Genomic DNA, 7,890 nt, shown 5'->3' with positions numbered 1-7,890 from the left:
GTAATGGTGCTGCAAATATTTTAAGAAAAGTAAGTATGACGCTGGGCATTGACCTCAGCCGAGTGTGTAGGGGCGCTTTGACTCGTCCCACCCGGATGAACTTCTGGGTGCCAGTCCAAAAGAAAAGCGTAGCGATGCGGCTTCAGCCCATCACGTAGTATCAGTATCCTTTGGGAATCCCCTACTCTTTCGAGAGGGGAGCAGTCAAACAGAAAGAACAGGCCAGCATTTCGTTGACCTGCCTGCTAAAAGTTTCCCGTACGGTGGTGCTGAAAACCAGCATGAAAACTGCCTTTTTGAGGCATCTGGGAAAGCAGCCGCAAATAAAAAGTAGGAAATTGGCTGCTTCCCCAAATTGGGTTGGGTTGTCGCTTCAAACCAGCCTAGGCGTTTTCCGCCTCGCCTTCGCCTTCTTGAGCGTCTTCTCCTTTTCCTTCCCCAAGCACAAAACGAGAGAAACGGCGAATTTGAATGTTTTCTCCCAACTTACCAACGGTTTGCTTAACCAGTTCTTCGACGGTAACCCCTTGGTCGCGAATGTACGGCTGATCCATCAGAGCCAAGTCTTTTAACCGCTTGTCAATCCTGCCTTGGACAATTTTTTCGCGAATGTTTTCGGGTTTGTTGGCTAGGTCTTCGCGACCCATTTCCACTTGTTTTTCTTTATCAATGACAGATTGGGGAATTTCATCTCTGCTGACATATTCCACGTTAGGACAAGCAGCAATTTGCATGGCAATATCGTGGACGAGTTCTTTAAAATCGTCATTGCGAGCCACAAAGTCGGTTTCGCAGTTGACTTCTACCAAAACTCCCAATCTGCCACCAGCGTGGATGTAGCTGTCTACCATGCCTTCTGCTGCGAGACGACCGGCTTTTTTCTCCGCCGAGGTAATTCCTTTCTGGCGTAGCCACTCCTTGGCTTTTTCCATGTCGCCATCGCTTTCTTGGAGCGCTTTTTTGCAATCCATCATGCCAGCGCCGGTGCTTTCGCGCAGTTCTTTAACCAGTTTTGCAGATATATCCGCCATGATTTCCCAGGTCCTACTCTACTACTACGAATCGTTGTTAGAATTGAGCGCTTCAAGTTTAACGAAAATTGAACTCAAGAGTCGATATCAACAGGATCGATATGGTTGAGAAAGGAATAGCCGTGACTACTCCCCGCGCTAAAACGACAGGAATTCCCTGGAGGGAGTTTCAGCACTTCCGAATCGGATGGACATGCGGTAGATCCCATCACCTCAGACGCTTAGGTGAAGTCAATACGCCTGTTGCCGGGGTGCTTTGCATCCCGGTTACGTTTGCTTTTCTGCCGATATTCCACCGAGCCTTTGCATCAGCATTGACTTCAGTTCCATCGGCTGAACGGGACAAGCCACGCTTCACACGCTTACCAGATGGTTTCCATCCCCCGGATTTTTTACCGAATACGGGAATCACATCCAAGTCTAGCGCTGCAACCTTTGACGTATAACTGTCTTCCTGTTCGATAAAAATAATACCGTATTGCTCCGCAAGCTGTTGGATGCGCTTTTTCAGCCTTGAAGATGGGACGAAGACCAACTTTTGGTTGGTTTTGCGACCCATTTCAGACCGTTGCTTTTGGCTTTGATTCCAGCCCAAGACAATGGTGCCAATGCCAGGTTCCAGGCAATGCTCGTTCGCAATCCGAGTGGCTTGGTTGACGGCCTCCCGCATCTGATGATTTCGCTTGCCCGTGATTCGGTCTAGCGGGTTGCACCAGAAGTATTTATCTTTGCCTTCTTTGATGTTGGCAACTCGCTTGTTGTACCACTGATTCAGCGATTTCAGATGCTTGCCATCCACAAGGAAGCTGGTCCCCTCAGTCGTGGTGCAGGTCAACCAGTTGTTTAAGCCTGGGTCAATAGATAGGGCTTTGTCTGGAGCGAAATCAACCGGCTCAACCGGCTTTCCTTTACCGATCCAGACTACATCGAAGTACCCAGCCCTAGGGACAATCTGCAACTTTTGAACCTGGTTCCAGTCAAGATGGGTCGGGAATGGCAGGAAGACTTCAGACAGGTTGAACCAAGTCTTGCAAGCTTTCCCCATGGGAACCTTGACTACCCCATCTACTAGCTTCAGCCAACGCTGGGGATAGCCGATTTGAAACCGACTATCAGAGGTTCGATATTGGGGTGGCTTTGGCTTTTCTGGTAATTCACCCTTACGCCACGGCTTCAGCAGCTCCTTGAAACTCTTAAACGCTTTGCCCACCGAAATGCAAGTTGGTTGAGCCGCACTGGTATAGAGCGCCTTCATGTGGGAATTGAGCTTCATTTGGCTGGACAACCAGGAACCATTGAAGAATTTCCCCGCCTTGAAGTCAAGCTGCCGAGCCAGATAGAGAGTGCAGTTGTAGAGCTTATTGGATTCTCTACACAGATACTCCAGTGCTGCCGACAGTTTCTTGTCTTTAGGCGCTCGATTGACTTGTGCTGCAAATTTTACTCATACAGTTATGGTGGCATAATGCCAGTACATTGATACGTTTGGAAGCCCTGTCGCTTTAGCGCCGGGAGGAAAAACGAACGGCAACTTTAGTCGCTTTCCCCACGTCCACCGATAGCGAAAAGAGGTACAGTTTCCGCTCTTTCGGTTACTCTGTACGGCGTTATGTTTTTCTTGCCAATGTTTTTAGGGTTTGTGGGGGGAACGGTACTGCTTTCCCCCTGATAGGGCAGTTTAACCGTTAACGGCAGAGCGACAAACACCAAAAGCATTTGTAGGTGCCATGACCTGAAAACGTAGTCAATTAGTGAAGACTTAGGTTGCTCAGCTACCTGAAGCTGGAGGCATGAAGCTCCCGTGCTTCAGCCGGGGGGTGCTAACTTTCTTGGTCTTGGTCTTCGTCAGAGTCGGACCCGGTGGCAGCAACACCGGCTTCGGCGAACTCTTCTTCTTCTTCGTCGTCGTATTCTTCCTCGTATTCGTCGTATTCATCGAGGACATCCTCGTTAAATTCTTCCGACTCGCTAGGCTGACCGTGACGACCTTCGTAAATGGCATCGGCGAGTTTGCCGAGGATGAGTTTGATGGAACGAATGGCATCGTCGTTGCCGGGAATGGGAATATCCACGGCTGATGGGTCGCAGTTGGTGTCTAGCAAGGATAGAATGGGGATACCGAGTTTTTGGCACTCGGAGACGGCGTTGTACTCCCGACGAACGTCTACGATGATGGCAATGTCGGGAACTTTGCGCATGCTGCGGATACCGCCCAAGTATTTTTGCAGTTTTTCTAATTCCCGCCGCAGGGTGGCTGCTTCTTTTTTGGGTCGTAGGGATAAGGCACCGGTTTCTTCGAGGCGTTCCAGTTCTTTTAAACGCTCTACCCGGGTTTTAATGGTGGCCCAGTTGGTGAGCATGCCTCCCAACCAGCGTTGGTTGACGTAGTAGCCGCCGCAACGTTGGGATTCTTGTTGGATGATGCCGGCGGCTTGGCGTTTGGTACCAACGAAGAGGAATTTTTTGCCTTTTTCAGCGGAGTTACGTACGTATTCGTAGGCTTCTTCCATCAAGGCCGCGGTTTGCACCAGGTCAATGATGTGAATGCCGTTGCGGACGGTGAAAATATAGGGTTTCATTTTGGGGTTCCACCGGCGCGCTTGGTGCCCAAAGTGAACCCCAGCTTCGAGAAGTTCGGGAAGAGATACAACTGCCATAAGTTTTGCTCCTTTCGGGTTCATCCTCCACCCAGGGAGATTTCCACAACATTTGCCGATAGGGAAAACACCCGAAATCCTGGATGTGCGGATTTGACAACCTTTCTAATTTATCACAAGCTGCGGGCTTTTTGGAAGGGGGATTGGGTGGTTGTGGGAGAAATTTTGATGGCTTGGGCGATGGCAAAAATTGTCTGAGTCAGAAGGAGGGAGAAGGGCAACGATGGTGCGATCGCAGATTTTTTATAGAATTTCTAAAAAATAATGAATGATTGCCTGGAATTTTCTAATTTCTCTGATAGATTGATTTCGCCAATCCCCTATGCAAAAGGGTCCCGATGCTCGCTGGAAAAAATATTGGAGAAATAGTAGAACCCCCCAACAGGGGGGCTTTGCAATTCATATCTGGCAGCAATTGGTGAAAATGGCACCACCTTGGTCTATTGGCTTTCCACTGTTTGACCGGATGCCGTTGTTTGCAGTTCGCTTGGTGAGGTGGCTCGCACCGCGCGAAACATGCCAAAGCGGCAAAGACCAGCACCAAAGGCCAGCCGCATTAACAGCATAGTCGGTACTTCCCGTACGGATTTCATAAAGCCAGTGAGACCGTAACGCATCCATCCTTGAGGACGAACCACCCCTTGCCAAATGGAGTCGATCCAGGAAGGAAGGGTTGGTTCGGTCCAATCATCCGTTCTTACTTGACCTTCTACCAATCCTGTAGATACCAACAGTTCGGAAAAACTTTCAATACTGGAAAAGGCGGGATGGGACCATTGGTCGAGCAGTTGCCGCATAACCGGTTTTTCCCAAAAATTGAGGGGTTTTTCTCGGTCGTCCCTTTGATTCCAGTCAGCCACTACGAGAATACCGCCTGGTTTTAACACCCGCAGTAATTCGTTTGCAAAAGCTTTTTTGTCGGGAATATGAGGTCCGGTTTCGATGGACCAGACCACGTCAAAACTAGCATCGGGAAAAGATAGAGACATGGCATCGTTGACCAAGAATTTGGCCGCCAGGTCTTCGGGGGTAAGTTCTTGAGCGCGCCTCACTTGCTGGGGACTAATGGTTACACCTGTGACGGAAAAACCATATTCCCGGGCCAAAAGGCGGCTGCTCCCCCCAATGCCACATCCCACATCTAAAACTGTGGTTCCTGGGGGAAGTTGGTCCAATCCTCCCCAATGAGCCATTTCTCGAACAAAATCGGCTTTGGCTTCTAGAAAATCTTTTTTCTGGGGGGGCGAACCGTAGTATCCTAAATGGATATGTTCGCCCCAATAAAATTCCAAAATGCCATCTTGCGTCCATTGGTCGTAGGAGTTGGCAACGGACTCGGGAGATTTAAAGGGACGGGCGCTGGCTAGATAAATGGCAATACCAATGGCTAGCACCACGAGCACAATGCCCAGAGCTAGAACGAAGAAATTCACGATGGAATACCTGTTTCTCTGCAAACCATATCACTGACAATCTTAGTAGCGATCGCTTTGGTTTGCACGGTTCCCCAGAACAAAAAACATCCCAATTCCGCCACAGAAGGGAAACAGAAAGCAGATATAAAAAAAGGGCGATCGCGATCGCCCCAAGCTTCAAACAACAGCGAGTTACTCAAGAATTACGACTGCAAGCTCACCGTATACTGTTCCTTCTCCGGTACTTCCGTGTACTCAGCCACAATTTGACGGAACTCTTCGCCATCGATGGTTTCCTTCTCAATCAACAGGTCCACCAAGCGATCGACAGCGGCCCGATTTTCCCGAATCAAGCGACGGGCTTCTTCGTGGCAGTGTTCCACAATTGCGCGTACCTGCGCATCCACGCGAGAAGCAATTTCCTCAGAATACTTAGAACGGGACATCAAATCGCGTCCTAAGAACACCTCATCCGATTGCGACTCCAGCGACAGCGGACCCAAATCCGACATGCCAAAGCGGGTCACCATTTGCCGTGCCATCGCCGTCAGCTGCTGCAAGTCGCCACCGGCACCAGTGGTTACTTCTGCGTGTCCGAACACCACCTCTTCGGCAGCGCGACCGCCCAAAGCACCCATAATCCGGTCCATCAATTGGGCGCGGGAAACCAGGGTTTGTTCTTCCCCTGGCATAAACCAAGTCAAGCCACGTGCTTGCCCCCGGGGCACCAAGGTCACCTTCTGCACTGGGTCGTGGTGGGGACGCAGGGTACCAATCAAAGCGTGACCGACTTCGTGGTAGGCAATGAGGCGTTTGGTCTTGCCATCCACCAGCGGTGTCCCTTCCATACCGGCAACCACCCGGTCGATGGCATCGTTGATTTCCGCCATGGTCATGGCATCTTTGCGGCGACGGGCCGTGAGAATAGCTGCCTCGTTCAATAGGTTGGCCAAATCGGCACCCGTGAACCCAGGGGTCCGTCGGGCAATGCCTTCCAAGTCCACCTCTGGTGCCAGTTTCTTGTTGCGCGCGTGTACGCTGAGAATGGAAAGGCGACCTTTGAGGTCTGGGGCATCCACGCTGATTTGTCGGTCGAAACGTCCGGGACGCAGAATCGCCGGGTCAAGAACGTCGGGACGGTTGGTGGCAGCGATGATGATAATGCCGGCGTTGCCCTCAAAACCATCCATTTCCGTGAGCAACTGGTTGAGGGTTTGTTCCCGTTCGTCGTTGCCACCGCCAATGCCAGCCCCCCGTTGGCGACCCACTGCGTCAATTTCGTCGATGAAGATGATACAAGGGGCGTTTTCTTTGGCTTTCTTGAACAGGTCGCGTACCCGGGAAGCACCGACCCCAACGAACATTTCTACGAATTCGGAACCGGAGATGCTAAAGAAAGGCACGCCAGCTTCCCCGGCAATGGCCTTAGCAAGCATGGTTTTCCCGGTTCCCGGCGGACCGATGAGCAAAACACCTTTGGGAATTTTGGCACCGACAGCGGTGAACCGTTCTGGTTTTTTCAAGAAGCTGACCACTTCTTGCAGTTCTTCCTTGGCTTCGTCAACGCCGGCTACGTCTTCAAAAACAACGCCAGTTTTGGCTTCCATTTGAAAACGAGCTTTGGATTTGCCGAAGTTCATGGCTTGTCCGGGACCGCCACCGACGTTGTTGGATCGGCGAAATAGGAAGAACAATCCCGCAATTAACAAGATGGGGAAAATTAAGTTCCCCAAAATGCCCCAAATGGCACCGTCGTTGCTGGGAGGATGTACGTCAAAGCTGACCTGTTCTTCCCGCAGTTTGGAAACCAGTTCTGGGGTGTTGCCGGGAAGATCTACCCGCAACCGCTGCATGCGATTGTCTAGATCGGGGTCCATTGCTTCAACGACGGCTGTACGACCGCCATCATAAATTTCTACGTTGGTTACCCGACCGGCATCGAGGTAGTCAAGGAAACGACCGTAGCTCAGTTGGCTGCTAGCGGTGTTTCTGCCGGAGTCGCCGACTGCGCCGGGGAAAGCGCCTTGCCACAGGAAGAATCCCACGACTAGCAGGGGCAACGTCCAAAGTAGAATAACTCTCCAAGAAAATTTCATACTATATCCTCTAGCTGAAAGAGCAAAACCTCTCTATCCATACAATGATTTCAGTAGGTGGGAGGCTGGGAAAACCCGGTTTGGTGGTTGTTCGGCGAACAACTGGAAAATCCCTAGCTTGGTGATTTTTACCGGTTTTTTTGGGTCCATCGGCGTTGCTAGCGCCAATTTTTTATCAGATTCTTAATTAAATTTAACGTAATTTTTCCACCAACAGCAACTTTCTCCCGAAAAGGGCTTCTCTAGCGTTCTAAAAGCAAGGTGACGGGTCCGTCATTGGCGATCGCGACTTCCATGGTGGCACCAAATTCCCCAGTTTCTACCCGCAAACCGCTGGCACGCAGTTTCTTGACAAATTCGTAGTAATGTGCTAAAGCCCGATCGGGTGCGGCTGAGGCATCAAAGGAAGGTCGGCGACCTTTGCGACAGTCTCCGTACAGGGTGAACTGACTGACCGCCAAAATATCGCCGCCGATGTCTTGCACCGAATACTGCCATAATTTGCCGGCTTCGTCGGGAAACACGCGCAGTTGCAAGCATTTACGTGCCATCCAATCGATTTGTTCTTCGGTATCGTTTTGGGAAATCCCCACCAGCAAGTTAAGACCCCGGCCAATTTTGCCAATGACCTTGCCGTTGACCGTTACCTCCGAAGCTGTGACCCGTTGCAAAAGTACGCGCATGTTTGGCT

The 7,890-nt window shown here is 50.8% G+C and carries 7 protein-coding genes; all 7 read right to left on the bottom strand.

Going from position 1 to position 7,890, the window contains the following annotated elements; translation table 11 throughout:
- Positions 1 to 383 precede the first annotated feature (383 nt).
- Positions 384 to 1,031, bottom strand: coding sequence for a translation elongation factor Ts (tsf, locus tag AS151_RS09595; protein ID WP_071516830.1), 648 nt, complete (start codon positions 1,029 to 1,031; stop codon positions 384 to 386).
- 208 nt (positions 1,032 to 1,239) lie between these two features.
- Positions 1,240 to 2,430 carry an RNA-guided endonuclease TnpB family protein gene (locus AS151_RS09590; RefSeq protein ID WP_084639485.1) on the bottom strand — a complete coding sequence of 397 codons (1,191 nt, stop codon included), beginning with the start codon at positions 2,428 to 2,430 and terminating at the stop codon, positions 1,240 to 1,242.
- Between the two features lie 421 nt (positions 2,431 to 2,851).
- Positions 2,852 to 3,688 carry a 30S ribosomal protein S2 gene (gene rpsB / locus AS151_RS09585; protein ID WP_071516828.1) on the bottom strand — a complete coding sequence of 279 codons (837 nt, stop codon included), beginning with the start codon at positions 3,686 to 3,688 and terminating at the stop codon, positions 2,852 to 2,854.
- Between the two features lie 440 nt (positions 3,689 to 4,128).
- The gene (locus AS151_RS09580; RefSeq protein WP_071516831.1) at positions 4,129 to 5,124 is read right to left on the bottom strand and encodes a methyltransferase domain-containing protein; all 996 of its coding nucleotides are present in this window, start codon (positions 5,122 to 5,124) and stop codon (positions 4,129 to 4,131) included.
- Positions 5,118 to 5,303 (bottom strand): hypothetical protein, encoded by a 186-nt coding sequence (locus AS151_RS09575; protein WP_071516827.1) that lies wholly within the window; start codon positions 5,301 to 5,303, stop codon positions 5,118 to 5,120. The genes AS151_RS09580 and AS151_RS09575 overlap by 7 nt, the downstream gene beginning before the upstream one ends.
- 3 nt (positions 5,304 to 5,306) lie before the next feature.
- A complete protein-coding gene (ftsH2, locus tag AS151_RS09570) occupies positions 5,307 to 7,199 on the bottom strand; it encodes an ATP-dependent zinc metalloprotease FtsH2 (protein WP_071516826.1) in 1,893 nt (630 codons plus the stop codon).
- A gap of 242 nt (positions 7,200 to 7,441) precedes the next feature.
- The gene (dtd, locus tag AS151_RS09565; RefSeq protein ID WP_071516825.1) at positions 7,442 to 7,882 is read right to left on the bottom strand and encodes a D-aminoacyl-tRNA deacylase; all 441 of its coding nucleotides are present in this window, start codon (positions 7,880 to 7,882) and stop codon (positions 7,442 to 7,444) included.
- Positions 7,883 to 7,890 lie beyond the last annotated feature (8 nt).

Origin of the sequence: Geitlerinema sp. PCC 9228 (genome assembly GCF_001870905.1) — a bacterium.
Classification (GTDB): domain Bacteria; phylum Cyanobacteriota; class Cyanobacteriia; order Cyanobacteriales; family PCC-9228; genus PCC-9228.
Note: the sequence above shows the minus strand (reverse complement) of the source record. Positions and strands in the feature narration are given on the sequence as shown.